Source organism: Streptomyces sp. NPDC047081 (genome assembly GCF_040643775.1).
In the GTDB taxonomy this organism is placed as follows: domain Bacteria; phylum Actinomycetota; class Actinomycetes; order Streptomycetales; family Streptomycetaceae; genus Streptomyces.
The window spans coordinates 363,206-389,886 of the sequence record NZ_JBEYUY010000007.1; the positions used below are offsets into that span (position 1 = coordinate 363,206).

The 26,681-nt window shown below is 72.2% G+C and carries 26 protein-coding genes, 1 pseudogene and 1 riboswitch; of the genes and pseudogenes, 17 read left to right on the top strand and 10 right to left on the bottom strand.

Annotation, left to right across the window (positions count from 1 at the left end; translation table 11 throughout):
• Positions 1-44 precede the first annotated feature (44 nt).
• The gene (locus tag ABZ848_RS16805) at positions 45-953 is read right to left on the bottom strand and encodes an RNA polymerase sigma-70 factor (RefSeq protein WP_360831880.1); all 909 of its coding nucleotides are present in this window, start codon (positions 951-953) and stop codon (positions 45-47) included.
• Positions 954-1,175: 222 nt separating this feature from the next.
• On the opposite strand from ABZ848_RS16805, the gene ABZ848_RS16810 reads away from it, so the two are divergent.
• Complete coding sequence (locus tag ABZ848_RS16810) at positions 1,176-1,547, top strand: cupin domain-containing protein (RefSeq protein ID WP_360831968.1); 372 nt, start codon at positions 1,176-1,178, stop codon at positions 1,545-1,547.
• A gap of 4 nt (positions 1,548-1,551) precedes the next feature.
• Here the strand turns inward: ABZ848_RS16810 and ABZ848_RS16815 are convergent, their stop codons facing one another.
• Positions 1,552-2,538, bottom strand: coding sequence for a glycoside hydrolase family 43 protein (locus ABZ848_RS16815; protein WP_360831971.1), 987 nt, complete (start codon positions 2,536-2,538; stop codon positions 1,552-1,554).
• Positions 2,539-2,645: 107 nt separating this feature from the next.
• Positions 2,646-3,566, bottom strand: coding sequence for an alpha/beta hydrolase (locus tag ABZ848_RS16820; protein WP_360831883.1), 921 nt, complete (start codon positions 3,564-3,566; stop codon positions 2,646-2,648).
• A 207-nt stretch (positions 3,567-3,773) separates the two neighbouring features.
• Here ABZ848_RS16820 and ABZ848_RS16825 point away from each other — a divergent pair, with 207 nt between their 5' ends.
• Both ABZ848_RS16825 and ABZ848_RS16830 read left to right on the top strand, forming a co-directional pair.
• On the top strand, positions 3,774-4,640 hold the full coding sequence (locus ABZ848_RS16825) for a helix-turn-helix domain-containing protein (RefSeq protein ID WP_360831973.1): 867 nt from the start codon (positions 3,774-3,776) through the stop codon (positions 4,638-4,640).
• A 202-nt stretch (positions 4,641-4,842) separates the two neighbouring features.
• Positions 4,843-6,282: an NAD-dependent succinate-semialdehyde dehydrogenase gene (locus tag ABZ848_RS16830; RefSeq protein WP_360831976.1), complete on the top strand. Its 1,440-nt coding sequence runs from the start codon at positions 4,843-4,845 to the stop codon at positions 6,280-6,282.
• A 125-nt stretch (positions 6,283-6,407) separates the two neighbouring features.
• Here the strand turns inward: ABZ848_RS16830 and ABZ848_RS16835 are convergent, their stop codons facing one another.
• Positions 6,408-7,676, bottom strand: coding sequence for a hypothetical protein (locus tag ABZ848_RS16835; RefSeq protein WP_360831885.1), 1,269 nt, complete (start codon positions 7,674-7,676; stop codon positions 6,408-6,410).
• 237 nt (positions 7,677-7,913) lie between these two features.
• Here ABZ848_RS16835 and ABZ848_RS16840 point away from each other — a divergent pair, with 237 nt between their 5' ends.
• The 12 genes from ABZ848_RS16840 (at position 7,914) to ABZ848_RS16895 (ending at position 19,469) form a co-directional block, all read left to right on the top strand.
• On the top strand, positions 7,914-8,024 hold the full coding sequence (locus tag ABZ848_RS16840) for a putative leader peptide (RefSeq protein ID WP_360831888.1): 111 nt from the start codon (positions 7,914-7,916) through the stop codon (positions 8,022-8,024).
• Positions 8,025-8,156: 132 nt separating this feature from the next.
• Complete coding sequence (locus tag ABZ848_RS16845) at positions 8,157-9,053, top strand: glutathione S-transferase C-terminal domain-containing protein (RefSeq protein ID WP_360831890.1); 897 nt, start codon at positions 8,157-8,159, stop codon at positions 9,051-9,053.
• A gap of 66 nt (positions 9,054-9,119) precedes the next feature.
• Positions 9,120-9,228: riboswitch (SAM riboswitch) on the top strand.
• Positions 9,229-9,562: 334 nt separating this feature from the next.
• On the top strand, positions 9,563-10,546 hold the full coding sequence (locus ABZ848_RS16850; protein WP_360831892.1) for an amino acid ABC transporter permease: 984 nt from the start codon (positions 9,563-9,565) through the stop codon (positions 10,544-10,546).
• Entirely contained in the window at positions 10,543-11,328 is a 786-nt protein-coding gene (locus ABZ848_RS16855) for an amino acid ABC transporter ATP-binding protein (RefSeq protein ID WP_360831894.1), read from the top strand. Before ABZ848_RS16850 ends, ABZ848_RS16855 begins: the two co-directional genes overlap by 4 nt.
• Before the next feature lie 58 nt (positions 11,329-11,386).
• On the top strand, positions 11,387-12,409 hold the full coding sequence (locus ABZ848_RS16860; RefSeq protein ID WP_360831897.1) for a transporter substrate-binding domain-containing protein: 1,023 nt from the start codon (positions 11,387-11,389) through the stop codon (positions 12,407-12,409).
• A gap of 68 nt (positions 12,410-12,477) precedes the next feature.
• The gene (locus ABZ848_RS16865; RefSeq protein ID WP_360831898.1) at positions 12,478-13,203 is read left to right on the top strand and encodes a GNAT family N-acetyltransferase; all 726 of its coding nucleotides are present in this window, start codon (positions 12,478-12,480) and stop codon (positions 13,201-13,203) included.
• Positions 13,204-13,261: 58 nt separating this feature from the next.
• A complete protein-coding gene (locus tag ABZ848_RS16870) occupies positions 13,262-13,351 on the top strand; it encodes a putative leader peptide (protein WP_360831901.1) in 90 nt (29 codons plus the stop codon).
• 111 nt (positions 13,352-13,462) lie between these two features.
• Positions 13,463-14,677: an LLM class flavin-dependent oxidoreductase gene (locus ABZ848_RS16875; protein WP_360831904.1), complete on the top strand. Its 1,215-nt coding sequence runs from the start codon at positions 13,463-13,465 to the stop codon at positions 14,675-14,677.
• Positions 14,678-14,697: 20 nt separating this feature from the next.
• On the top strand, positions 14,698-16,071 hold the full coding sequence (locus ABZ848_RS16880; protein WP_360831906.1) for an NtaA/DmoA family FMN-dependent monooxygenase: 1,374 nt from the start codon (positions 14,698-14,700) through the stop codon (positions 16,069-16,071).
• The gene (locus ABZ848_RS16885; protein WP_360831909.1) at positions 16,068-17,150 is read left to right on the top strand and encodes an LLM class flavin-dependent oxidoreductase; all 1,083 of its coding nucleotides are present in this window, start codon (positions 16,068-16,070) and stop codon (positions 17,148-17,150) included. Before ABZ848_RS16880 ends, ABZ848_RS16885 begins: the two co-directional genes overlap by 4 nt.
• Positions 17,143-18,267 (top strand): MsnO8 family LLM class oxidoreductase, encoded by a 1,125-nt coding sequence (locus ABZ848_RS16890; protein ID WP_360831911.1) that lies wholly within the window; start codon positions 17,143-17,145, stop codon positions 18,265-18,267. The genes ABZ848_RS16885 and ABZ848_RS16890 overlap by 8 nt, the downstream gene beginning before the upstream one ends.
• Before the next feature lie 224 nt (positions 18,268-18,491).
• Positions 18,492-19,469 carry a cytochrome c oxidase assembly protein gene (locus ABZ848_RS16895; RefSeq protein WP_360831914.1) on the top strand — a complete coding sequence of 326 codons (978 nt, stop codon included), beginning with the start codon at positions 18,492-18,494 and terminating at the stop codon, positions 19,467-19,469.
• Between the two features lie 19 nt (positions 19,470-19,488).
• On the opposite strand, the gene ABZ848_RS16900 is transcribed toward ABZ848_RS16895, so the two are convergent.
• Positions 19,489-19,866, bottom strand: coding sequence for a hypothetical protein (locus ABZ848_RS16900; protein WP_360831916.1), 378 nt, complete (start codon positions 19,864-19,866; stop codon positions 19,489-19,491).
• A 66-nt stretch (positions 19,867-19,932) separates the two neighbouring features.
• Between ABZ848_RS16900 and ABZ848_RS16905 the strand changes: the two are divergent.
• Positions 19,933-20,112 (top strand): annotated as a pseudogene (locus tag ABZ848_RS16905) (HTH domain-containing protein); the annotation flags it as partial.
• Here the strand turns inward: ABZ848_RS16905 and ABZ848_RS16910 are convergent.
• Positions 20,037-20,279, bottom strand: coding sequence for a hypothetical protein (locus ABZ848_RS16910; protein ID WP_360831978.1), 243 nt, complete (start codon positions 20,277-20,279; stop codon positions 20,037-20,039). The pseudogene ABZ848_RS16905 and the gene ABZ848_RS16910 sit on opposite strands and share 76 nt — an antisense overlap.
• 210 nt (positions 20,280-20,489) lie before the next feature.
• Entirely contained in the window at positions 20,490-21,575 is a 1,086-nt protein-coding gene (locus ABZ848_RS16915) for a M12 family metallopeptidase (protein WP_360831918.1), read from the bottom strand.
• Between the two features lie 95 nt (positions 21,576-21,670).
• Here ABZ848_RS16915 and ABZ848_RS16920 point away from each other — a divergent pair, with 95 nt between their 5' ends.
• Positions 21,671-23,566: a LuxR C-terminal-related transcriptional regulator gene (locus ABZ848_RS16920; protein WP_360831920.1), complete on the top strand. Its 1,896-nt coding sequence runs from the start codon at positions 21,671-21,673 to the stop codon at positions 23,564-23,566.
• 86 nt (positions 23,567-23,652) lie between these two features.
• Here the strand turns inward: ABZ848_RS16920 and ABZ848_RS16925 are convergent, their stop codons facing one another.
• The 3 genes from ABZ848_RS16925 to ABZ848_RS16935 all read right to left on the bottom strand — a co-directional run.
• Positions 23,653-23,958: a hypothetical protein gene (locus ABZ848_RS16925; RefSeq protein WP_360831922.1), complete on the bottom strand. Its 306-nt coding sequence runs from the start codon at positions 23,956-23,958 to the stop codon at positions 23,653-23,655.
• Positions 23,959-24,161: 203 nt separating this feature from the next.
• A complete protein-coding gene (locus ABZ848_RS16930; protein WP_360831924.1) occupies positions 24,162-25,190 on the bottom strand; it encodes a hypothetical protein in 1,029 nt (342 codons plus the stop codon).
• 19 nt (positions 25,191-25,209) lie between these two features.
• On the bottom strand, positions 25,210-26,681 hold a 1,472-nt coding region (locus tag ABZ848_RS16935), incomplete at its 5' end, for a CHAT domain-containing protein (RefSeq protein WP_360831926.1).

Genomic DNA, 26,681 nt, shown 5'->3' on the forward strand with positions numbered 1-26,681 from the left:
CACCAGTACGACCGGGCAGCCCACCGATCTGTGACGCCCCGAGCTCAGCCCTCCGGCGGCGCGTCCAGCGAGGCGACGTAGGGCGCCAGTTTCTCCGGATTCATGATCCACAGGAGCCGCTCGATGCCGTGCTCCGAGGCCTCGACGCTGAGCAGCGCCACGGCCTGCCCGCCGTCCAGCACGAGCGCGGCCGGCCCGCCGTTCGCCTCCACCCACCGGACGGCCTTGCCGGGCCAGAAGCGCGGGGCGAAAGCGGCCAGGTACCTGGACACGTGCGGGCGTCCGACGACCGGGATTCGCGACGCGCCGCGGATTCCGCCGCCGTCGGTGTAGCTGACCACGTCCTCGGTGAGCACGTCCTCCAGCACGGTCAGGTCACCGCCCTGCGCCGCGGCCAGGAACACCTCCATCAGCCGCCGGTGCGCATCGGGGCGGACGGGCTGCCGGCGGTCCGACGAGAGGTGCCTGCGCGCGCGGCTCACCAGCTGGCGCGTGTTGGCCTCGCTCGTCTCCAGCATCTCCGCGATCTGCCGGTACGGGTAGTCGAAGGCCTCCCGCAGCACGTACGCGGCCCGCTCCACCGGGTTCAGTTTCTCCAGCAGGAAGAGCAGCGCCAGGTCGAGTGCCTCGGCCCGCTCCGCGCCCAGCTGCGGGTCCGCCCGCGTGTCGACCGGCTCCGGGATCCAGGGACCGACGTACGACTCGCGCCGCACGCGGGCGGACTGGGCGACATTGATCGCCAGCCGGGCGGTGACCGTGGCGAGGAAGGCGGTCGGCTCGCGCACGGCGTCGCGGTCGGCGTGCTGCCACCGCAGCCACGCCTCCTGCACCACGTCCTCGGCCTCCGCCGTGCTGCCGAGCACGCGGTACGCGATACCGAAGAGCTGGGGCCGCGCCGCGATGAACGCCTTCGTCCCGTCGTCGGGGGAGGCCGTGTCGGCAACGGTCGCCATGCATCCCCCTCGGGTCGGAAGTCCACGATACGACGAGCGCTGACGACCGACGCCGGCCGACGGTCGTGTCACAGACGCGCCCGGTCCCCTGTCACCTCTGCAGACGGCCATGACAGCCATGGCGCGGTGGACTTGATGGAGGTGCGGCACGTGTCGGACAAGGACTCGGCGCAAGGGACCGGCGTACGGACACGGTCCGAGGGCTGGAAGACGGCGGTGAGGATGCTCCAGGACGCCTCCCCGCTCGTCGTCCCCGAAGGGGCCTCGGCGATGACCATCCTCGTCGAGTGGGAGCCGGGGGACCCGGGAAGCCCGCCGCACCGCCATCCGGGGCCCGCGTTCGGTTACGTCGTGGAGGGCGCGGTCCGCTTCGAACTCGAGGGCGAGCCGGAGCGCGTGATCGAGGCCGGCGGCACTTTCTGGGAGCCGGGCGGTGACGTGATCCACTACCAGGACGGCAACGCGCTGGCCGACGCACGGACCCGCTTCGTCGTGACCATGCTGTGCGCACCGGGCAGGCCGATGCTCGAACTCGTCGACGAGGACGAACTGGCGAAGCGGGTCCACCTGCGCGCCCCGCGACCCACCGCCTGACCGGTCAGCCGCCGCCGTCGAGGTCGTCGCGGCGGCGGAGCACCCGCAGCTCATGGCCGTCGAGCCGCATCTCGTACAGCTTGCCGCGGGCGTTCTCGAAGGGGCGGTGGAGGATCAGCATCAGGTCGCCGTCGAAGGTGCGGAACAGCATGCCGTGGCCGCTGTCGTCCCGGACCAGCGGCCGCCGCTGTTCCCAAGGCCCCCTGATGTCACCGGACTTGGAGACCGCGTAGGTCTGCACATAGCCGCCGCTGATCGAACCGTCCTTGCCCGCCAGGTTCTTCTCGTACGTCGACCACAGCATGAGGAGGGACCCGTCTGGGGTGTCGTACAGCTGGGGCCCGTCGGTGATGTACGGGGCGAGCTGGTGCGGTACGCCCGCCGGGATCTGCTCGGTGAGCCAGGGCGCGTCGGAGCCCTTGAAGAGGAGGACCGGGTCGCCGGTCGTGCCGGTCAGGTCGGGGGCGAGCCGGATCGCCTCCATGGTTCCGTCGATCGTCTGCAGCCACTCGTGCGCGTACACCATCCAGGGCTGTCCGGCGCGGTCGACGTACAGCGTGCCGTCGAGGGTCATGAGGTGCCCGGGCGGGGTGGGCCGGGCCGGGTCCACGGCGGTGAACGGGCCGAGCAGGGAGTCGGACACGGCGGTGACCGTGCCGCGCATGTGGTTCGGCAGCTGGAACGGCGTGCCCCAGCGGCCGGCCGGCGGCACCGGGAGCGGCCTGTCCTCGGCGTGCAGGGTGGTGAACAGGTAGTACCTGCCACGCCACTTGTGCACCTCCGGCGCCCAACCGCCTTCGCCCGCCCAGATTCCCGGCTGGTCGGCGGCCAGGAACACCACGAGGGGCCGCGCCCACTCGCGCAGGTCCCGGCTGCGGTAGACCATCGTGCCGACGCCCTCCACGCCCGACACGGACGGCTCGTTGGACGTGTAGAGGTGGTAGGTGCGGGTCTCCTCGTCGGCCACGACGAAGGGATCGTGCAGCGGCATCCCGGGGAGCCGTATCGGCTCGGTCTCGGTCACGGCCGCAGAATACGGGGCCGAAATCCCGGACCCGTTCGGCCCCGTCGCCCGCACCCGCCTCGCCGCGCGGCCGGTCACTTGTCGAGGCCGGCGCTGAAGAAGTCGACGAGCCGGTCGACGGCGGGGTCGATGTACTCGCGCTTGTCGTACAGGTCGACATGGCTCGCGCCCTTGATCCAGTGGATCTCCGCCGGGCCGGTGGCGCGCCGGTGGGCCTCCAGGCCCATCCACGCGGTGACGGCGTGCTCGCCGAGGATCTGCAGGACCGGGCGCGGGCCGATCAGCGGAACGGCGTGGAAGACGTCGCTGGACGCCATCCTGTCGATGCTCTCCCAGGCGAGGAACTTCGCCGAGCGCTCGTGGAAGCCACGGGGACCGCAGTAGTACTCCCAGCCCTCCACGCCGTGCTCGCCGCCGAGCGCCCCGGCCTCCTCGGCGGTCGCCGGGAACATGGTCATCACCCCCGGGTCCTCGCCGTTCGCGGCCTCGGTGCGGGCCCGGGCGGAGGCGTCCAGCAGGGAGCGGAACACGGCCGGGTCCTGGGTGCCGTCGGCGCCGTGGCGGAACTGGCGGGCGGGTTCGGCGGTGCACACCGTCGCCACGGCCCGGACCCGGGGGTCGCCGCCGGTCGCGGCGAGCGAATAGCCGCCGGAGGCGCAGATGCCCAGCAGGCCGATCCGGTCGGCGTCCACCTCGGGCCGGGTGGTGAGGAAGGAGACGGCGGCCTTGAAGTCCTCCACACGCTGAGCCGGGTCCTCCAGACCGCGCGGCAGACCGCCGGACTCACCCTGGTGGGCGGCGTCGAAGGCCAGGGTCACGAACCCCCGCTCGGCCATCAGCCGTGCGTACGTGCCGGACGTCTGCTCCTTCACCCCCGTACCGGGATGACCGACCACCAGCGCCGGAAGCGGACCCGAGGCCGGAGAGTCGGGGGTGTACAGGTGCCCGGCGAGCGGAATGCCGGCGCTGTCGAACGTGACGATGGTCCTGGCCATGAGAACAACTCCCTGGAGACGGAAACGGCGTGAAGCGAGAGCACCGGCGGCGGACTCGAAGCCCGCACCCCACCGGGCACACCTCAACGTTCCGACACCCTCGGCAAGGGCGGGAGAGCCAGGTTTCTGCCTGGGAAAGGACTTGCCCCCTCAGACGTACGCCGTGGTCGTCGCCGTGGCGGGACACTGGAGGGCATGACTTCGGGCATGACTTCGGACTCCGACCCGCGTGCGCTGGGCGCCTTCCTCAAGGCCCGCCGGGCCCAGCTGACCCCGCGGGAGTGCGGCCTTCCCGAGACGGACTCCACCCGCAAGGTCGCCGGACTGCGCCGCGAGGAGGTCGCCCGCATCGCCGCCATCAGCGTCGACTACTACACCCGGCTCGAACAGGGCCGCGTCCGCGCCTCCGCACCCGTGCTGATCACCCTGGCCCGGGCCCTGCGCCTCGACGACGACCAGCAGCGGTACCTCTACGAACTCGCCGGCCGGTCCGACGCCCGGCCGCGCCGCCGCAGGCCCGCGGAGCGCCTGCGCCCGGCCATGCGCCGGCTGCTCGACCAGCTCTCCGAGACCCCCGCACTCGTCCTCGGCAAACGCCTCGACATCCTCGCCTGGAACCCCACCGCCACAGCCCTGTACACCGACTTCGCCGCCCTCCCGTCGGACCGGCGCAACTACCTCCGGCTGCTGTTCACCGACCCGACGGTCCGGCAACTGCACCGGGACTGGGCCGCGGACGCCCGGGACGCCGTCGCCGCGCTGCGCATGGAGGCCGCGGGCGACCCCGACGATCCCGACCTCGCGCGGCTCGTCGGCGAACTCTCGCTCCAGGACCCCGACTTCCGCACCTGGTGGGCCGAACACCGCGTCAACAGTGCCAGTTACGGCACCAAGCACTACCGCCACCACCTGGTCGGCGACCTCACCCTCGACTGCGACACCTGGAGCAGCCCGGACGGCTCCGGACAGCGCCTGATGGTCCTGACCGCCGAGCCCGGCAGCCCTTCGTACGACGCCCTGCGCTTCCTCACCTCGTGGACCACCCGGCAGCCGGACACCGACCCGACGCGCTGACGGTCCGGGCCCGGCGAAAGACCTCAGCGCGGGCGCAGTACGTCCGACACCGCCAGTGCCATGTGCAGTTCAGGCGCTGGTGGACGGTCTCCCGGGAGAGGTCGCCGCGGCGGGCGGTGGTGGTCTTGCCGGACGTGGGCCTCGCCTGGGCGGCCGCGGTGGAGAACAGTACTTCCGGGGAAGGAGAACCGGCATGACATCCCTGAGTGGCGTACCGAAGCAACTGTTCATCGGCGGCACCTGGCAGGACGCGGCGGACGGCACCACCATGCCCGTCGACGACCCGGCGACCGGCGAGATCCTCTGCCATGTCGCCGACGCGGGCCCCAAGGACGCCCGGCTCGCGGAGGACGCGGCCGTCGCGGCACAGCCGGAGTGGGCCCGTACGGCGCCGCGTGCGCGCAGCGAGATCCTGCGCCGCGCCTACGAGATCCTTCTCGCCCGCACCGACGAACTCGCCCTCCTGATGACGTCCGAGATGGGCAAGCCGCTGGCCGAGGCGCGGGGTGAAGTGGCGTACGCCGCCGAGTTCTTCCGCTGGTTCTCGGAGGAGGCCGTGCGCATCGACGGGGACTTCGGCATCCTCCCCGACGGCCGCAACCGCATGCTGCTCTCCCGCCGCCCGGTGGGCCCCTGTCTTCTCGTCACGCCCTGGAACTTCCCCCTCGCGATGGGCACCCGCAAGATCGGCCCGGCGATCGCGGCGGGCTGCACGATGATCCTGAAACCCGCCCCGCAGACCCCGCTCTCCGTGCTTGCCCTGGCCGCGATCCTCCAGGAGGCGGGTCTGCCGGACGGTGTCCTGAACGTCGTCACCACCTCCCGCGCCGGCGACGTCTGCGAACCGCTCCTGCGCGGCGGCCGTATCCGCAAGCTCTCCTTCACCGGCTCCACGGCCGTCGGCCGCCTCCTGCTCGCCCAGTGCGCCGACACGGTCGTACGGACCTCCATGGAACTCGGCGGCAACGCGCCCTTCATCGTCTTCGACGACGCCGACCTGGACGTGGCCGTGGACGGCGCGATGACCGCCAAGATGCGCAACATGGGGGAGGCGTGCACGGCCGCCAACCGCTTCTTCGTCCACCGCTCGGTGGCGGAGGAGTTCGCGGGGCGGCTGGCCGAGCGGATGGGCGCGCTCGTCGTCGGCCCGGGCACACGGGACGGCGTCGACGTCGGCCCCCTGATCGACACGGCGGGCCGCGCGAAGGTGGAACAACTGGTCGAGGACGCGGTGGGCCGGGGCGCCCGCGTCCTGGTCGGCGGCCGCACGCCCGAGGGCCCCGGCTGCTTCTATCCGCCGACGGTCCTGACGGACGTGTCCCCGGACAGCGACCTGATGGGCACCGAGATCTTCGGCCCCGTGGCCGCGATCCTCACCTTCGAGGAGGAGGACGAGGTACTGGCCCGCGCCAACGACACCCCCTGGGGTCTGGTCGGTTACCTGTTCACCCAGAACCTGGACCGGGCCCTGCGGGTCAGCGAGCGCATGGAGGTGGGAATGGTGGGCCTGAACACGGGCCTGGTCTCCAACCCCGCGGCTCCCTTCGGCGGTGTCAAGCAGTCGGGGCTGGGGAGGGAGGGCGGCCGGCTCGGGATCGACGAGTTCCTGGAGTACCAGTACCTGGCGATTCCGGTCAGGTGACGCGGCACGGTCGCGCGGTGTACGACGCGGCGACGCCGGCCCTGCGGGTCAGCACCAGCTGACGGACCGCGGGCCGGCCGGGATCCGGGTCCCCGGCCGGCCCGTTCCTTCCCGTGGGGGAAGACCTATCGGCGGCCCGCGCGACGGCGGCGCCCGACCAGGACCGCGCCCGTGCCGACACCGACGGCCACGACGGCCGCGCCCGCGATCGGCAGGGTCGAGCCGGAACCGGTGCTCGCCAGGTCGCCGTCCGTGGTGGCGCCCGTACTGCCGGAGGCCGATGAGCCGCTCGTCGTGGAGCCGCCGGTCGAACCGGAGCCGCCCGTGGACGACCCGCCGGAGGCCGAGGAGCCGTCACCGCCGGTCGACCCGCTGCCGCCCGTCGACCCGCCGCCGGTCACGTCGAGCGTGATGTCGGCCGTGTCGTTCGCCTTGTCGGTGTCGAAGGGCCGGGACGGACCGGCGAGCGACACGGAGCCCCCGGCACCGTCGGTCCCCGACACCGCCTTGTCGATCCGCAACTTGAAGGTGTACGTCTCCCCGTCGCCCTCGTCCTCCCAGGACTGGCTCGTGCCGCACTCGTAGCTTCCGGCCTCCACCTTGTCGCAGAAGCCGTCCGCCTTCGTCACCGTCGTACCGGACGGCACTTTGATGCGGACCTTGGTCACCGAGACCCCGCCGTCCCGCAGCACCCACGCAGGCCCCGCGTTCGTGAACTTCACCGTGAGCGGCACCGTGTCCCCGACCGCGCCCTTCAGCTCCGCCCCCGTCACCCGGAAGTCGGCCGTGTTGTCCGCCGTCACCTTCACGTCGGCCGCGTCCCAGTCGGGGTGCGAGCCGTCGCGCGGCCCGGCCGGAGTGGCGTCGGGCTGCTCAACGAGCTTGACCGCGGGGCCCGTTCCGCGCACCGGCGCGCTCGCGTTCTCGTCGGGGGAGGGCTCGCCGGTCTCCACCGTCACGCGCAACCGGTCGTACAGCGCACGGTCGAGCGCCCTGAGCGCCAGCGGCTGCTCGGGCGCGTAGACGGCCCCGGGCTCCACGGTCTGGTCGAACTCGCAGATCGCCTCGGACTTGCTCGGTGCCTCGTCGTAGGAAGGCACCTCGTAGCGAAGGCAGTTGGCGGGCAGCTCGGTGTGGCTCAGGCCGCGCGTGACGGAGTACGTCAGCCAGACCTTGTCCGCCGCCGCGGTGCCCGTGTTGGTGAAGGCGACCGGCACCTCGAAACCGTTGCCCGGCCTCACCCCGTCGACCGCGGGGATCTTCGCCAGGGTCACCTCGGCCGTGGAGGCGTCGTCGGCGGCGGCCGGCACGGCGCCCAGGGCCAGTACGGCGACGGCACCGAGCGCGCCGGCGGTCTGGCGGAGCGGACGGAGGCCGGAAGAGCTCTGGAGCATGGGGGGTCCTCGGAGGTGAAGCGTCGGCGTCGGGCGGACTAACTGCTGGGGAACGCGAGTTCCGCAACAACAGACAAGCCCTGACGCGGAATGGTTGCACCGGGGAAGGAAGTGGCGGCTGTGGTCCGAGAGGCGGCTGTCCATGCGGCTGTCCGCGATGCGGGACGGCCCTCTTGACGCCGTCCCCACCTCGATCGACACTCCCAGAGAGGAATCCTAGTGAATAGGTAGGGAAACATGAGGCGCCTTGAGTCGGTCACCGTCCCAGTGAGCCGTTCGCCTCTTCTGACCTCCCGCCGTCACATCGATCTGCAGCGTGTCTGCAGCGCGATCGACCTCCAGGGCTGAGCCGCGCCCATCCCGAGCCGACGGACGCCTTACGAGGGTGTCGTCCCGTCCGGCCCGCACGGGTGAGCCCTGCTCCCTCGCCCGACGTCGCTACCGCCGCGCGTACGTCCGCGCCCGCTCCCGGGGAGAGTCATGACCGTCACACCACTGGCCGCCCACGCAGCCGACCGGCCCGCGCCCGCCTTCCGCGGCCGCATCGGCCGGGACGCGCGCAGCGGCCACTACGCCGTGCCGGGCCGCTACCGGCTCCATCTGTCGACCGCGTGTCCCGACGGCCTGCGCATCGCCGTCACCCACGCCCTGCTCGGCCTGGACACCATCTGTCCGGCGACCCTCCTGCCCGCCGTCCCCGACTGTGCCGAGGGCGGCCACTCCGTCCTCCGTCCGCTGTACGAGGCCACCGCCCACCGGTACGCCGGGCCGGCCGTCGGACCGGTGCTCAGCGACGACTGGTCCGGCCGGATCGTCAGCACGCACACGCCGGACATCATGCGCGACCTGGCCCGGCGCTTCGGCGGCGAGCGGCTCTCGCTGTACCCGTGCGGGGCGGAGTCGGAGATCGAGGCCGTGGAGCGGATGTGCGCGGAGGGGATCGAGGAGGCGGCACAGCGGGCCGGGTCGGCCGGCGGGGAGCCAGTGGTATGTGACATGGCACTGGGCACACTGCTGGAAACCCTCGGCGCCCTCGACCGCTGGCTCGACGGCCGCACCTACATGATCCGCGACGAAATCACCGCCGCGGACGTCGAGTTGTGGGTCGCGCTGGTCCAGCTCGACACCGTGCACCGCAACCACCTCGACGCCGCCGCGGTGCAGCGCATCGCCGACCACCCCGCCCTGTGGGCCTACGCCCGCCGGCTCACCGCCCACCCGGCCTTCGGCGGGCACCTCGACCTGCCCGGCATCGAGCGCCGCCACCACGCCCGCTGCCAGGGCCTGGAGGCCGCCGGAGCCGCCGTCCAGATCCTGGACTGGGCCACCCACGCTGCGGACGGCAAAGGCGCCGGACCGCAGGTCGACCGGCCCTGAGCCTGTCCATCAAGTGGACGACCATTGACATACGTTCGGGCGATTGGCTTCACTGCGACCCAGAACGGTCATGAGTGTCAGCGACAAGCCCTGGCTTGCTGACCGGCAACCCTCGCACGCGGTGGGGTGCCCCAGGTGACGACCGGACCGGATGACGTTTCGGTAAGCGCGAGTGGCCCCAGGGGCCGGAAGAGCACGGTGACGGACATGTACGCAGCCTCCAGGACGGCCACGCGCCGCGCCGAGGGCTGCGTACGGCCGTACGCGAAGGTGCTCGTCGCGGACCGGAGCGTCGATCTGCTCCGGGTGAGCAGCGCACTGTGTACCGCACCGGGCCGTGCCCGCTGTCGGGGCTGACGTCTCCTCCCAGCCCCCGCGTTCCTGACGAACACCGCGCCCGCGGTGTGCCGTTGTCCGCCCAGCTCCCGGTGCCCGTGCGTCGCGTCCTGCACTCGTAGTACGCCGACTTCGCCGTGTCCGGGGGTCGACCGACCTTGCCGGAGCCCTCCATGACCGAACCCCCAGGCACCGCCGTGTCCCTGACCGAGGCACCGCCGCCCACCGACGTACCGTCAAAGCCCCTTGCCGCACAGCGAGTTCTGCCGTTGCGGCGGCCCGGGCGGTGGATCGCCACCGCCGTCGTCCTGGTCCTGGCGGCCCAGTTCGTGCACGGCCTGGCGACCAACCCCTTCTACCAGTGGGACCGCTTCGGCTACTGGTTCCTGCGCCCGACCATCCTCGACGGCCTGCTCATCACCCTGGAAGTCACCGCCTACAGCGCGGTGTTGGGCCTTCTCGGCGGCATCCTGCTCGCCCTGGCCCGGCTCTCCAGGAGCCCGGTGCTGCGGGCGGTCAGCTGGACCTATGTGTGGGCGCTGCGCTCCATCCCGCTCATCGTCGTCCTGCTCTTCCTCTACAACTTCTCGGCCCTGTACAAGACGTTGAGCGTCGGCGTGCCCTTCGGACCGGCCTTCTTCTCCTTCGACGAGTCGAAGCTCGCCACCGACATGGTCATCGCCGTGATCGGCCTCAGCCTCAACGAGGCGGCCTACGCGGCCGAGGTGGTCCGCGGCGGCATCCTCTCCGTCGACCAGGGCCAGCACGAGGCGGCCGCCGCCCTCGGCCTGCCCAAGGGCTACCAGTTCCGGAAGATCGTCTTTCCGCAGGCGCTGCGGTCGATCACCCCGAACTACGTCAACCAGCTGATCGGCCTGATCAAGAGCAGCTCACTGGTCTTCTACGTCTCGCTGCTCGACCTGTTCGGCGTCGCCCAGTCCATGGGCGCCACCTACCCCGGCGACGTCGTACCGCTGCTCCTCGTCGTGACCGTCTGGTACCTGATCCTCACCAGCGTCGTCTCCGTCGTCCAGTTCTACGTCGAGCGGTACTACGCCCGGGGCGCCACGCGCTCCCTGCCGCCGACCCCGCTCCAGAAGCTGCGGGCCGTCCTGGCCGACCTGCGCGCCCGCATCCGCCGGGAGGCCGCCGTATGACCGCCACCACGCTCGACACCGGAGCCGCCACCGTCGAGGTGCGTGACGTGCACAAGTGGTACGGCGCCCACCGCGTCCTCAACGGAGTCGACCTGACCGTCCGCCCCGGCGAGGTCACCGTGATCCTCGGCCCGTCCGGCTCCGGCAAGTCCACCCTGCTGCGGGTCATCAACCACCTGGAGAAGCCCGAGATCGGCCATGTCAGCCTCAACGGCGAGCTGATCGGCGTACGCCGGCAGGGGGAGCGGCTGAAGGAGCTGAGCGAGCGGGCCATCCTGGCGCAGCGCGGCCGGATCGGGTTCGTCTTCCAGAACTTCAACCTCTTCCCGCACCTGACCGTCCTCGACAACGTGGCCGCCGCCCCCGTCGCCACCGGGAAGCTGACCAAGCCCGAGGCCCTGGAGCTCGCCCGCGAACTCCTCGGCCGGGTCGGCCTCGCCGACAAGGCCACCGCCTATCCACGGCAGCTGTCGGGCGGCCAGCAGCAGCGCGTGGCCATCGCCCGGGCCCTCGCCCTGCGCCCCGGCGTCATCCTCTTCGACGAGCCGACCTCGGCCCTCGACCCCGAGCTCGTCGGTGAAGTCCTGTCCGTCATCAAGGACTTGGCGACCAGCGGCACCACCCTCGTCATCGTCACCCACGAGATCGGCTTCGCCCGCGAGATCGCCGACCGGGTCGTCTTCATCGACGACGGCCGCATCGTCGAGCAGGGCCCGCCCTCCGAGGTCCTCGACAAGCCACAGCACGAGCGGACCAGGGACTTCCTCAGCAAGGTCCTCTGACCGACCGTCAACTTCCTTTCCCCGCACCACCGTTTCTCTCATCTCCTAAGGAACAGCCATGCCCACCCACATCTCCCGACGCAGCCTGATACGCGGCATCACCGCGGCGACCGCCGTCGCCACCCTCGCCACCGGGCTCGCCGCCTGCGGTGGGGACAGCGACGCCGCGACCAAGACGTCCGACGCCACCGGCACGGTCACCGTCGGTCTCGTCTCCAACGGCGCCGCCAAGGAGACCACCCTCAAGGTCTCCGAGGTCAAGTCCATCAGCGCCCAGCTGCCCGCCGCGATCAGAAAGAGCGGCAAGCTGGTCATCGGCTCCGGCACCCTGCCCTCCGGCTCCCCGCCGCTCGGTTTCATCGGCAGCGACCAGAAGACGCTGACCGGCTCCGAGTCCGACCTGGCCCGCCTGGTCGCCGCCGTGTTCGGCCTCAAGCCCGAGGTCAAGCGGTTCACCTGGGAGAACCTCTTCGTCGGCATCGACAGCGGCAAGGTGGACGTCGGCTTCTCGAACATCACCGACACCGAGGAGCGCAAGCAGAAGTACGAGTTCGCCTCCTACCGCAAGGACGACCTCGCCTTCGAGACGCTCAAGAGCTCCAAGTTCAGCTTCGACGGCGACTACGAGGCCCTCGCCGGCAAGACGATCTCGGTCGGCGCCGGCACCAACCAGGAGCGCATCCTGCTGGAGTGGAAGTCCAAGCTGGAGAAGGAGGGCAAGAAGCTCACCGTCAAGTACTTCCAGGACAGCCCGAGCATCTACCTGGCCCTCAACAGCGGCAAGATCGACGCCTACCTGGGCCCCAGCCCCAACCTCTCCTACCACGTCACCCAGACCGCGAGCACGCCCAACCCGACGAAGATCGCGGGCCAGTACTCCGGCGCGGGTGCCGACCTCCAGGGCCTGATCGCCGCGACCGCGAAGAAGGGAAGCGGCCTCGCCAAGCCCCTGTCCGAGGCGATCAACTACCTGATCGAGCACGGCCAGTACGCCCAGTGGCTCAAGGCCTGGAACCTCTCCAACGACGCCGTCGCCAAGTCGGAGATCAACCCGCCCGGCCTGCCCCTCGACAACTCCTGACCCGCCGTCACGCGCCGGGGCTCCGCCGCCGACCCGCGGCGGAGCCCCACCCTGGAGACCGTCACACCATGTCCACCGTCAGCATCGAAGCCACCGCCGCCCACATCCTCGACAACCCCGCCTGGGCCGCGCTCACCGGCCCGCACGCCCACTTCGCCGAGCGCGTGGGCCGCGCCGCCCGCTACCCGGCCGACGTGGCCCCCTTCCACGCCGTCGCCGACCTCGGCGACCCGCGCGCCTGGGCCGACCTGGCCACCCTCGTCGGCCCCGGCGGCACCGCCTCCGTCCGGGGCGTGACCGAGCCGCCCCCGGGCTGGGAGGTCGTCCGCACCGGCCACGGCGTCCAGCTCGTCGACACCGCCCTGCGCGCCGAGCCCGACCCCGAGGCCGTACGCCTCGGCCTCGACGACGTACCCGAGATCCTCGACCTGATCGCCCGCACCGAACCCGGCCCCTATCTGCCGCGCACCGTGGAGATGGGCACCTACCTCGGCATCCGCCACCACGGCCGCCTCGTGGCCCTGGCCGGCGAACGCCTCCACCCACCCGGCTGGACCGAGATCAGCGCCGTCTGCACCGACCCGGCGTATCGCGGCCGAGGCCTGGCCACCCGCCTGGTCCGCGCGGTCGCGGCCGGCATCAAGGAACGCGGCGAGCACCCCTTCCTGCACGCCGCGGCCGGCAACGCGAACGCGATCCGCCTGTACGAGTCGATCGGCTTCACCCTGCGCCGCCGTTCGGTCTTCGCGCTCGTACGACGAACAGGTGCCGCAGGCCTGGAAGAAACGGCATAGCCGTGCCGTTGTCCCTGTCGAAGGCGACTGTTCGCGCGAACCGGCGGAGGTGCGAGAGATGACACGTGTCCTCGGCCGCCGCGTCCGCCTGCACTCCCGGCCCCACATCGACCTTCTGCGCGTGGCCGGCGCGCTCTGTTGTTCCTGACCCTCCCCCAGCCTTCGGCCGGGGGACCCCCATTCGCTGCGCTCCCAGCCGCCGTACGCCCTGTTCCGCAGCCGGCGTGATCTCGTACGGACCTCCAGGAAAGGCACCCTCGTGTCCTCAACCCCCGCTTCCCGTCTGCACCTCGCCGTCGCCCTGGACGGCACCGGCTGGCACCCCGCCTCCTGGCGCGAGCAAGTGGCCCGGCCACGCGACCTGTTCACCGCCGGATACTGGGCCGACCAGGTCGCCGAGGCCGAGCACGGCCTGCTCGACTTCGTGACCTTCGAGGACGGGCTCGGCCTCCAGTCCTCGCACTACGGCGAGCTGGACGGCCGCACCGACCAGGTACGCGGCCGCCTGGACGCCGTACTGATCGCGTCCCGCATCGCGCCCCTCACCCGGCACATCGGCCTGGTCCCGACCGTGATCGCCACCCACACGGAGCCGTTCCACATCTCCAAGGCGATCGCCACCCTCGACTACGTCAGCACCGGCCGCGCCGGTCTGCGCGTGCAGATCAGCGCCCGCCCGCACGAGGCCGACCACTTCGGCCGCCGCACCTTCCCGCCGCTCGACCTGGCCGAACTCCGGAGCCCGGCCGGGCAGGAGCGGCTCACCGAGCACTTCGACGAGGCCGCCGACTACGTCGAGGTCGTGCGCCGGCTCTGGGACAGCTGGGAGGACGACGCGGAGATCCGGGACGTCGCCACCGGCCGCTTCATCGACCGCGACAAGCTGCACTACATCGACTTCGAGGGCAGGCACTTCAGCGTCAAGGGCCCCTCCATCACCCCGCGCCCGCCGCAGGGCCAGCCGCTCGTCACCTCCCTCGGCCACCAGACCGTCCCGTACCGGCTGATCGCCCGCCAGACCGACGTCGGGTACGTGACCCCGCACGACGCCGGCCAGGCCCGCGCGATCGTCGCCGAGATCCGCGCCGAGCAGGAGGCCGCCGGGCGCGCCGGTGAACTCCTGCACGTCTTCGGTGACTTGGTGGTCTTCCTCGACGACGACCAGGCCGCGGTAGAGGACCGACGCGCACGCCTCGACTCCCTCGCGGGGGAGCCGTACACGAGCGATGCCCGCGTCTTCGCCGGAACGCCCGCCCAACTGGCCGACCTGCTCCAGGAGTTGGCGGCCGAGGGCCTGAGCGGCTTCCGGCTGCGGCCCGCCGTCTCCGGCCACGACCTCCCGGCGATCTCCCGCGGCCTGGTCCCCGAGCTCCAGCGCCGCGGCGCCTTCCGCACCGCATACGAAGCCGACACCCTGCGCGGTCTGCTGGGCCTGCCCCGCCCCGCCAACCGCTACGCCCCCACCGCCGCCTGAGCCGGAAGGACCGCACCGACATGAGCAAGCCGCTGAAGCAGATCCATCTGGCCGCGCACTTCCCGGGCGTCAACAACACCACCGTGTGGAGCGACCCGCAGGCCGGCAGCCACATCGAGTTCAGCTCCTTCGTGCACTTCGCGCGGACCGCCGAACGCGCCAAGTTCGACTTCCTGTTCCTCGCCGAGGGACTCAGGCTGCGCGAACAGGGCGGCAAGATCTACGACTTGGACGTCGTCGGCCGCCCCGACACCTTCACCATCCTCGCCGCGCTGGCCGCCGTCACCGAGCACCTCGGCCTGACCGGCACCATCAACTCCACCTTCAACGAGCCCTACGAGGTGGCCCGCCAGTTCGCCAGCCTCGACCACCTCTCCGGCGGCCGCTCCGCCTGGAACGTCGTCACCTCCTGGGACGCCTTCACCGGCGAGAACTTCCGCCGCGGCGGCTTCCTCCCGCAGGACGAGCGCTACTCCCGCGCCAAGGAGTTCCTCGCCACCACCCAGGAGCTCTTCGACTCCTGGCGCGGCGACGAGATCGTGGCCGACCAGGCCACGGGCGTCTTCCTGAGCGACGCGAAGGCCGGCGCCTTCGTCCACCAGGGCCAACACTTCGACATCCAGGGCCAGTTCAACGTCCCGCGCTCCCCGCAGGGCCGCCCGGTGATCTTCCAGGCCGGCGACTCCGACGAGGGCCGCGAGTTCGCCGCCTCGTCCGCCGACGCCATCTTCAGCCGGTACGCCGCCCTGGAGGAGGGGCAGGCGTTCTACACGGACGTCAAGAACCGCCTCGCCAAGTACGGCCGCGGACACGACCAGTTGCTGATCCTCCCCGCCGCGAGCTTCGCCCTCGGCGACACCGACGCCGAGGCCGAGGAACTCGCCCGCGAGGTGCGCCGCCAGCAGGTCAGCGGGGCCACCGCGATCAAGCACCTGGAGTTCGTCTGGAACCGGGACCTGTCCTCGTACGACCCCGAAGGCCCGCTTCCCGACGTCGACCCGGACGTCAGCGAGAACCACATCTCCAAGGGCCGCGCCCAAGTCCGTATGTACCGCGACCCGTTGGCCACCGCCCGCGAGTGGCGCGAGCTGGCCGCCGCCAACAACTGGTCCATCCGCGACCTGGTCATCAACACCGGCAACCGCCAGACCTTCGTCGGCTCCCCGCAGACCGTCGCGAAGACCATCAACGAGTACGTCCAGGCCGACGCCAGCGACGGCTTCATCCTCGTCCCGCACATCACGCCCGGCGGCCTCGACGTCTTCGCCGACAAGGTCGTCCCGCTCCTCCAGGAACAGGGCGTCTTCCGCACCGAGTACGAGGGCCCGACCCTCCGCCACCACCTCGGCCTCGCCCACCCCGACGAGGAGTCCGAGCAGCGGGTGGCCTCGTGAAGTTCCTCGCGATCACCCTGATCGTGCACCGGCCGGACCCGGTCACGGGGGTACGGAAGTCCACCCACGAGCGGTTCCGCGAGGTCCTCGAAAACGCCGTGCTCGCCGAGGAGTTGGGCTTCGACGGCTTCGGCGTGGGGGAGCGGCACGAGCGCCCGTTCATCTCCTCGTCCCCGACCGTCGTGCTCAGCCATGTCGCAGCCCTGACCAGGCGGATACGGCTCTTCACCGCCGTCACCACCCTCAGCCTCCTGGACCCGGTCCGCGCCTACGAGGACTACGCCACGCTCGACCACCTCTCGAACGGCCGCCTCGATCTGATCATCGGCAAGGGCAACGGCGCCGCCCAGCGTGACCTGTTCCACGTCATGCCCGAGGACCAGTGGGACCGCAACGCCGAGAGCTACGAGGTGTTCCGGCAGCTCTGGCGCCAGGACAAGGTCACCGCGGACACCCGCTTCCGCCCCCCGCTGACCGAGGCGGAGGTGTGGCCGCGGCCGTACCAGCGGCCGGTCCGGGTCTGGCACGGCAGCGCCACCAGCAAGGAGTCGGTCGACCTGGCCGCCCGCTACGGCGACCCGCTGTTCTCGGCGAACGTCACCAACCCCATTGAGCCGTATGCCGAGTTGATCCGGTACTACCGCGAGCGCTGGGAGTTCTACGGCCACGACCCGGCCGACATCGCAGTCGGCGCCGGCACGGCGGGCATCCACATCGCGCCCACCACCCAGGAGGCGCTGGCCGCGTACCGTCCGACCTTCGACGCGAACCTGGCCTTCTTCAAACAGGCGGGCCTGCCGGTCGTCTTCGAGACGCTGGAGGACTTCGTGGAGCGCAGCTCGGCGCTGATCGGCAGCCCGCAGCAGGTCATCGACAAGGTCCACCGCTACCACGAGCAGTTCGGCCACACGGTGGTCCACCTGCACGCGGACGCGGGCGGCCTCACCGACGCCCAGCACCGCGACTCCCTCGAACTCTTCCAGTCGGCGGTCGCCCCGGTCCTGCGCAAGGACATCCCGGACCCGCCCTTCGACTGGGGCCCGGTGCGGCCGGCCGAGGAGGCGGCGGCCCATGTCTGACATCCCCCTCGGCGTCCTCGACCTGGTCCCGATCTCCTCCGGCTCCACGGCCGCCGACGCCCTGCGCAACTCCATCGACCTGGCCCGGCTGACGGAGCGTTTCGGCTACGCCCGTTACTGGTTCGCGGAGCACCACCTCAACCCCGGCGTCGCGGGTACGTCCCCCGCGGTCGTCCTGGCCCTCACGGCCTCGGCGACCTCCACCATCCGCCTCGGCTCGGGCGCCGTGCAGCTGGGCCACCGCACCGCCCTGTCCACGGTCGAGGAGTTCGGCCTGCTGGACGCCCTGCACCCCGGCCGCTTCGACCTGGGCCTGGGCCGCTCGGGCGGCCGCCCGCCGGGCGAGAAGGCACCCGGCCCGACAGCCACCCCGGTCGTCGACGGCCGGGCCCCGAACGGCCTGCTCATCCCGCCCCGCTTCTCCTTCGCCCACCTCCTCGGCTCACCCCGCGTCGCCCTGCAACGCAAGCTGCTCCTCCTCCCCGGCGCCGAGTCCCAGGACTACGCCGAGCAGATCGACGACCTGCTCGCCCTGCTGGCCGGCACCTACCGCTCGCCGGAGGGCGTGGAGGCGCACGTCGTGCCGGGCGAGGGAGCGGACGTACAGGTGTGGATCCTCGGGAGCAGCGGCGGCGAAAGCGCACAGGTCGCCGGGGCGAGGGGCCTGCGGTTCGCGGCGAACTACCACGTCAGCCCCGCCACGGTCCTCGAAGCGGTGGACGCCTACCGCGCGTACTTCGAGCCGGCCGACGACGTGGACAAGCCGTACGTCAGTGTCTCCGCGGACGTCGTGGTCGCCGAGGACGACGAGACGGCCCGCGAACTCGCCTCCGGCCACGGCCCATGGGTGCGCAGCATCCGCACAGCCGAGGGCGCGATCGAGTTCCCGACCCCGCAGCAGGCGCGCGCCCACACCTGGACCGAGGAGGACCGCGCACTGGTCCAGGACCGGCTCGACACCCAGTTCGTCGGTTCCCCGGCCAGGGTCGCGGACCGGCTGCAACAGCTCCAGGAGGCCACGGGCGCGGACGAGCTCCTCATCACGACCATCACCCACGACCACGCGGATCGGGTGCGGTCGTACGAACTCCTGGCGGAGGAGTGGAAGCGACGGTGACGACCGGGGTGAACGGCACGCGCGCGTGGCCGTCGGCTTCGGACGTCCGCGCTCTCGGTCTCGGTAAGGGTTCGGCATGAGAACGGTGTGACCGGGCGCGATCCCCGGGTACAGCGGCGTCCGGCCGGTCACGTGCGGCGTAAAGTGCCTGGCCGTGGCGGGGCCGGGTCGGTGAAGTCCTCGGTGCCCGGCCGTCCGGAACGGTGTGGTGGAGGGAGTGCGTGATGTCGAGTCCGCCGGAGTTCACGGTGGAGCGACTGTTCTCCTCCTGGCAGCCGGACGTGCCCGCGCTGCGGCTGGTCGCCCTGCTCGGTGCGCTGTACGGCTGGGGCGTGCTGCGGCTGAGGCGCCGGGGCGAGCGCTGGCCCGTGCCCCGCACTGCCGCCTTCGCCCTGCTCGGCCTCGGCGCGATCGTCGTGGCCACCATGTCCGCACTCGCCGTCTACGACCACGTCCTGTTCTGGCCGGCCGCGGTGCAGAACATCCTGCTCGACCTGATCGCACCGCTGGGCCTGGCCCTGGGAGACCCCCTGCGCCTGGCCGCCCGCGCCCTGCCGGAGCGAGCGGCCGAGCGCGTGCAGCGGGCGATGACCGGCCGCCTGGTCCGCCTGCTCACCTTCCCCCTCGTCAGCACGGCCCTGGTCCTCGCAACCGAACTGACGATCTACTTCACGCCGTACTTCGGGACCGCCCTGCGCGTGGGCTGGCTGCACGAGCTGATGTATCTGCATCTGCTGCTCGCCGGAAGCCTGTTCGTGGTGCCGGTGCTCACCCGCGAGGAGACACTGCCGCGCTGGTGCACCCACCCCGTCCGGGCGGCGCTCGTGTTCCTCGACGGCATCATCGACGCCGTACCCGGCATCGTCGTCATGACCCACGGCACCCTGATCGCCGGCGCCTGGTACCTGCACCACCACCCCGCCTGGTCGACCGACGTCCGCCACGACCAGCAGCTCGGCGGCGGCGCGATGATCGGCATCGCGGAACTGGTGGCGCTGCCCTTCCTCCTCGCGATCCTGGCCCAGTGGGCCCGCACGGAGCGCGCGGAGACGGCCGCACTGGACCGCCGTCTGGCCGAGGAACTGGTCCCGGCGGCCCCCACGGAAGGCTCCGCCGAGTCGCCGGATCTCGTACGGCCGTGGTGGGAGACGGAGAACAGCGAGGTGGCCCAGCGCATCAGACAACAACGCCCGACGGGGTGAGCCGGCCCCGCAGGGCCTGTCACTCCGCCCAGTCCAGCTGATGCTCGGGCGTGCCCACGGCCCGCCCGTACGCCTGCACCTCGGCCCGCCCCGCCGCGTCCCCGCGCCGATACCGGAACACCTTCCCGGCGAAGACGACGACACGTTCCTCCCCGGCGACGAAGTCGGCGTACCACCCGTTCGCCGGCTCAAGCGCCTCGGCCAACGCCTGCGCCAGCCCGTCGACATCGTCCCCGTCGGCCTCCCACTCCACGAGCGTCCAGTACGACGGCTGCTCCGCGGTGGCACTGCCCGAGACGTCGACCCGCCCGACCTTGCGCAGCCGCAGCCGCAGCCCTCCGGCCCCGAACTCGGCGCCGGGGCGCAGGCTTTCACCGATGACGTATCCACTGATCATGAGCTGACCCTACGCACCAATGGCTGACATCCTGTGTCAGTCATACGGTGAGGAAGTGATCGCCCGATGCGAGCGGACCGGCTGCTGTCGTTGCTGCTGTGCCTGCAGTCCCGTGGGCAGCTGACGGCTCGTCAACTGGCCGACGAGCTGGAGGTGTCGGTCCGTACCGTCTACCGGGACCTGGAGGCGCTGGGGGCGGCCGGGGTGCCGGTCGTGGCGAGCGGCGGCCCCGGTGGGGGCTGCCGGCTGCACCCGGCGACGATCCACTGCACCTCCGTGGCGCCCGCGCCCAGCGACTGCCGCAGCGCCGGTACGGCGATGTTGAGGACCGACTGGTCGAGCAGTGTGGTGGCCCCGGCCGCGAGGCAGACCATCAGTACGCGCCGAGCCGCGCGATCCTCTCCGGGGAGCATGGCGTCATGTTCACACCGTCCGAACGCTCATGTCCCCGCGCCCGCCTGGCTGTTCGCAGGACGGAAACACGCCGTTCGCAACGCGCTGTCAGCCGCCCGGCTCCGACATGGGTCTGGAGCACATCTCCCTCCCCCGAAGGTGATGTGCTCCAGACCTTCCCCCGGCGCCGGACTGTGGTCCAGCCGACCGCGTGGGGCGGTCGTGTGCCGTCACCAGCACATGACCGCTGTTTCCCCCGGACCCCACGCGGAGTACAGACGTGCGCGGACGTAGTAGCGGCGGCCCTTGACGAGCCTGGCTTTCATGGTGGCGTTGTGCGGATGCCCCGCGTCGTCCCGGCCGGCGAGGTAGCGCGGCTCGCCGTCCCGCTCCTCGAAGACCACCAGGACGGTGTCGCTCGCGCCGAAGGTCCCGATGGTGTACTCACGGGTCTCCGGCGGGTCGACGACGAAGTCGGCCTGCTCGCCCGGGCCGAGACCCAGCGGCACGGACCGGAAGGGGACGAGCCCCGGCGGCCGCGGCAGGTCGACCGGCGGATACCAGCGCAGCACGAACTCCTTGTCGGCCGGCGACAGCGTGCCCGGCGGGTTCAGACCGCCGCGGAACTGCTCCGGCTCCAGGACGAGCCCGCCCGGAAACGCGTACTCCATGATCGACTGCGGGTCCCAGACGGAACCGTTGACCTCGTCCTCGTCCAGCTTGCGCAGGATGTTGAAGAAGGTCGTGTCCCGGCTCCAGAAGTTCGGCGGGCCCGCCAGGTCGGCGTACACGGCCTCGTCGTCCCAGTGGATGCCGGCGAACGGGCTCTGGTGCTCGTGCAGCATCCCGAGCACGTGCCCGATCTCGTGCAGGGCCGTCCCGCGTTCGCCCGGCGCGGTCAGGTCCCAGCCGAAGTTCATGGTGCGTTCGTGCTGCCCGTACCGGAGCGCGTCCCGGCCCACCGCGGACCAGGAACCGTCGCCGAGCTGGAAGCCGATCCGCAGTTCGGCCTCCGAGCGGTCGCCGACCTCGGCGAACCTGACGCCGATCCCGAGGTCCTGCCACTCCTGGAAGCACTCGCGCACCACGTCGCGCTGCTCCTTGGCACCGACCCACGACACCCGCCGCAGCGCACCCGTCCCCGGTACGGGGATGACCGACGCGTCCGTCTCACGGTCCAGGAAGTGGTAGTGCAGCACCGTGCCGTTGACCCACATCCGGTTTCCCGAGATGAGCGCACCGAGCCGGTCGGCGGTCAGCCCCGGTGTGAAAGCGGGGGCCGACTGCTGCGCGAGGCTGCAGTAGCGTCCGGTCATGCGGACAGACTGCCGTGAGCAGGGTCACAGGCGCCTGAGTCGGGGTCTACTCAAGTCACCCTGTATCAGGAGTGAGTACTCGCACTCATACTCCCGTGACGACCTTCGAACGCGACGCGAAGACCCTGGAACTGCCCTGGCCGTTCACCGGACGTGAGGACGAGCTCGAGCTGATCCGCCGGTCCCTGACCGCCGGGCACCACGGCATCGTGGTCACCGGCCCGGTCGGCTGCGGCAAGACCCGGCTCGCCACGGAGGCGGTCCGCGGCGGCGACCGCGCCCGCGCGGCCGGCACGCCGGAGACCCGTCACATCCCCTTCGCCGCGTTCACCCACCTGCTGCCCGAGACGGTCTCCCTGCACCGCGCGGTCCAACTCCTCTCGGGCGTACGGCTGCTGCTGATCGACGACGCCCAGCTGCTCGACGACGCGTCGGCTGCCCTCGTCCACCAGCTCGCGGTGCACGGCCGTACCCGCCTGGTCGTCGTGGCGGCCGACGGCGCCGCCGTCCCCGGCGCGGTCTCCCGCCTCTGGACCGGGGAACTCCTCCCGCGCCTGGCCCTGGAACCGCTGCCGCGCGAGGACACGGAACAACTGCTCACCACCGCTCTCGGCGGCCCTGTCGAGCCCCTCACCCTGAACCGCCTGCTCCACCTCTCGCGCGGCGATCTGCGCCTGCTGCGCGACCTGGTGGACGCGGTGCGCGAGCGCGGGCTGCTCACCCGGGACCGGGACACGGACGCGTGGGCCTGGCGCGACCCGGTCCCCATGGCCCCGGCGATCCGCGAACGCGCCGCCGAGGCCCTGGACCGCCCCCACCGCGAGGAGCGGACGACCCTGGAACGCCTCGCCTTCGCGGAGCCCCTGCCGCTGGACATGGACGCCCTGGGGGACCTGCACACCCTCGAGAACCTTGAGGCCGACGACCTGATCCGCATCGACGACGACGGCTCCGTCCGCCTCGCCCACCCCCTGCACGGCCCGGTGCTGCGGGCCGCGGCCGGCCGGCTGAGGGCGCGGCGGCTGGCGCGCACGCCGGACCAGCACAGGGCGGCGCTCGCGGCGGAGGCGGCCGTACTGACCGCGCGGATCGAACAGACCGACGTACGTGCGCTGCCGGCTCCCGCGGGGGAGTGGCCGGCGCGTGAGGGGGCACCGCTGCCGGCCGGATACGCGGCCGCACGTGCCCGCTACTCGCGGCTTCGGGGGGAGCTGCGGGAGGCGGCGGCCTGGGCGAGGGAGGGCTTGCGGCACGCGCCGGGGGACGCGCCCTGCCGCACCGAACTCGCCCTGGCCGCCGCACAGTCGGGGGACACGGCGACTGTGGAGGGGGTTGTGGCGGGGGAGGCGCGCTCCGGTGCCGGTGCGGGTGCGGGTGCTGCGGGCGCGGTCGATGTGGCGTCGGCGCTTCCCGGTGAGGTCGCCGTCTGGCTCGCTGTCGTGCGCGGGGACGTGGAGGGGGCGATCCTGGAGGCGTTCGAGGGGGCGGGGACGTACGCGCTCTATGACGCCGTACGTCTCGGGGCGCCCGAGAAGGTGGCCGAACTCCTGCCCGCCGGGGGCGTTTTCGCCCGGCACGCCGACGCGCTGGCCCGGTCGGACGGTCCGGCGCTGGACCGGGCGGCCGAGGCGCTGGAGGAGCAGGGCTTCCTGCTCTTCGCCGCGGAGGCGCACGCACAGGCGGTACGGGCGCACCGCGACCCGCACGCCGCCCGCACGTCACGCACGCGTGCCGTGGCCCTCGCCCGCCGCTGCCAGGGCGCCCGCACCCCGGCCCTCGCCGGCCTGGTCCTCGGCGAACTCACCGCCCGCCAGCGCCAGATCGTGACGCTGGCCGCCGCGGGCCTGAGCAACCGGCAGATCGCCGAGCGGCTGACCCTCTCCATCCGCACGGTCGGCAACCACCTCTACAGCGCGTACGCCCGCCTCGGCGCGAGCGACCGCGCGGCCCTCCCGTGGCTCATGGAACCCCCGACGGCCCAACCGGCCTGAGCCACCCAAGAACCGGCGGTCTGACCCCCAGTATTCGGGGGAGGGGTCAGGCCGCCGACCCGCGCCGTGCGTCCGCCGACCACCGCTCAGGCGTACGACCAGCGCCAGGCGTTGGAGCGGTACACGCACTTGATGGTGGAGCCGCCGGCGGTCGTCGTCACGGCACCGTGATCGCTGTTACGGCAGTACTGTCCCGCCGAATAGCAGTTCCCCGAGCTGGACACGATGGAGCAGGTACCGGCGCTGTCCGCACTGCCGCTGTCCGCACCGGCGGCCTGAGCCGCAGCCGTCCTGGTGACGGTGACCGTCGGAGCCGTCCTGGTGACGGTGACCGTCGGAGCTGGCTCGACCTTGACCTTCACGGTCTTGGTGACCGTCGGCCCCGGCTGCACCTTGGCCTAGACGGGCTGCTTCCCACCGTCCCCCGGAGCGGCTATGAGCCCGCCCGCGAGAAGCAGCCCCGCACCACCGAGCCGCACCCGCTTGCACTTGCGGAGCGGGCGGATGTCGGGCGGGCGGGGAGAGTGTGTGCGATAGGTGATCAGTTTGTGACTGTCGCCTGTGTGACTACTTCGGCCGCCCCTCCCGACGCCCCCTACTCGTCGTTCGCCGCGTAGGGATGCACATACCGCCCCGCATCGAAGGGCGTGAACCAGTCCTCCGCCTTCGACTCCGGGTCCGTGTCCTCGTACGGGTACAGGCCGTCCGCGAAGGTTTCCAGGGCCGTGGCGACCTCCTCCGTCAGGAGGCCGTACAGGTCCGTCGTGACCTCGGCCTGGGACAGCAGGAAGCGCATGAGGAGTTCCTCCGCGACGCAGCTCAGGCCGCCGAAGTGCGGCTGGGTGAGGCGGCCCGTCATGGTCACCGCCGTGGCCGTGAGGCGGCGGGCGAAAAGGGCCGTGTAGTGCACCGCGAACTGCGGCGGCAGGTCGTCGAGGATCATGAACGCCGCGTCGCTGTCGGCGACCGTGGGCCCGTCCTCCTCCAGCCCGGCCAGATCCGTGAAGAGCCCGTCGACGAGGAGGTCGATGGAGTGGACGACCGCCCCCGCCGCCACCTCGGCCGCCTCCCGGCCGACGGCTCCATCGGCCTCCGAGCAGCCGAAGGCCTCCAACGGGAACGCCTTCAGCGCCGGTGCCAGCGAGCGCAGCCGGTCACGCATCGCCTCGACCTCCGAGTGGTCCAGGCGGTGCGGCACGACCGGCGGTGCCCCCGCCCGATGCCGCCGCGCCCGCTCCGCGAGGTCGGCAGGCGGCGCGTCCGGACCGTCCGCCGCGTCCAGGCTCTCCTGCAGCAGGTCGGGATGGAGATCCACCTCGCACCGGGCGATCTCCCACTCGCCCAGCAACTCGCTGCGCTCCAGCAGCTCCGCCACCACCTCACCGGCCGCCTCCTCGGCGAACTCCAGCGCGGGCGCGTCCACGAAGAGCTTCAGGATCGCTCCACCGGGATGGACGGCGATGAGGTCGTCCGTGAGGCCGACCTCCATCCCGTCGGGCCCCTCGATCGCCTCGACCGAGTCGAGGCCCTTGCGCAGCAGGAAGGCGACGCCCTCCCGCTGCAGCCCGTCGAGCTCCGGGGAGCCCTCCGGGAGTTGCACGTCCACAGTCACCGCGTATGTCACACGATCATGGTGCCCCGGCTCAGGCCGCCCCGAACGCCGTGAACGCCCACCCCGTCGCCTGGTGCAGCGCGTCGCCCGGCAGAGCCGTCCGCGCGTCGCGCAGCGCCTCGGCCAGCGAGAGACCCGCGCTCAGCCCCTTGTGCAGCGCCAGCATCAGCGGGACCACGGCATGGTCGTTGACCGGCGCGCTGCTCGCCACCACCCCCGCCGTACCCAGCGGCAGCAGCGCGGTGACCAGGCCGAGCAGCTCGTCCGCGCCGACCGACGCGAGCCGGGCGGTGTCGCAGCTGGACAGGATGATCCGGTAGGGGCTGCGGTCAAGGCGCTCGAAGTCGTGCACGATCAACGGCCCGTCGGCCATCCGGAGCGAGGAGAACAGCGGGCTGTCGGCCCGGAACGTGCCGTGCGCGGCGATGTGCGCCAGCGTGGCCCCGTCGATCTCCTCCAGCACCCGCGGCACGCCCGCGTCCTCGTGCTCCAGCAGCGTCGGCACGGCGGGCCCGCCGTACAGCCCGGCCAGCTCCGGCACCTCCGCACCGCCGGTCGCCAGCCCCGGACCGCGCACCAGCACATGCCGGTTTCCGGGCGGCGGCTCGGTCTCCCGCGCCCGCAGCCAACTGCTCGCCGACGGCGACACGCTGAGCACCCGGTCCCGCAGCGACGGCAGCAGCGCCCACGGCACGCGGTGCAGCCGCCCGGGCGGTACGACGACCACGGGCCCCGAGCCCAGATGCGCGGCGGCCGGTCCCAGCAGCAACTCCTCCAGCCGCCGCCCCATCGCCTCCACCAGCGGCAGCCGCGCCTCCGCCCCGGGGTGCGCCAGCCGCCGCAGCCCGGCCTGCACGTGCTCCGCCTCGACCTCGGCGTCCGCGAGCAGCCCCGCCTCGAACCGCCGCACCCGTCCGCCCGCGCACAGCAGCACCTGCACCCGCCCGTCCAGCACGGCGAGCTCCACCAGCCGCACCTCGCCGAGGCTCGCCAGCAGCCGGCCCACGTCGAAGCGGTCCTCGGCGCCGGGCGCGCCACCCTGGATGTGCAGGGTGCGGGAGCGGATCTCCCGCTCCAGGCGCCGCTGTTCACGCTCCAGGGCGGGGATCGGCCGGCCGTCGCTGCGGGCCTCGGCCGCGCGGGCCGCGATCTCCCGGAACGCGGTGAGACTGCCGAGCAGGGCCGGGTCGGCCGGCGGCCGGGTCGGCGGCGCGGACAGCACGGTGGCCCGCCAGCGCTCGCTCCACATCAGCAGCCGCCGCGGCTCGCCGGAGTCCAGACTGGACTGCTGGGCCAGCGCCGCGAGCTCCGCGCCCCGCGCGGTCGCACGCGCCCGCAACTCCGAGGCGCCCAGCGTCATCCGGTGGTCGTCGAGCACGTCGAGCCCGCGCCGGCACGCCTCCAGCACCCCCCGCCCGGAACCGGCGGCCCGGGCCCGCAGCGCCTGCGCGGCCCAGCCCGTCATCCGCGCCAGCGGCGGCCCGCTGCGCCGGCTGCGCGCGG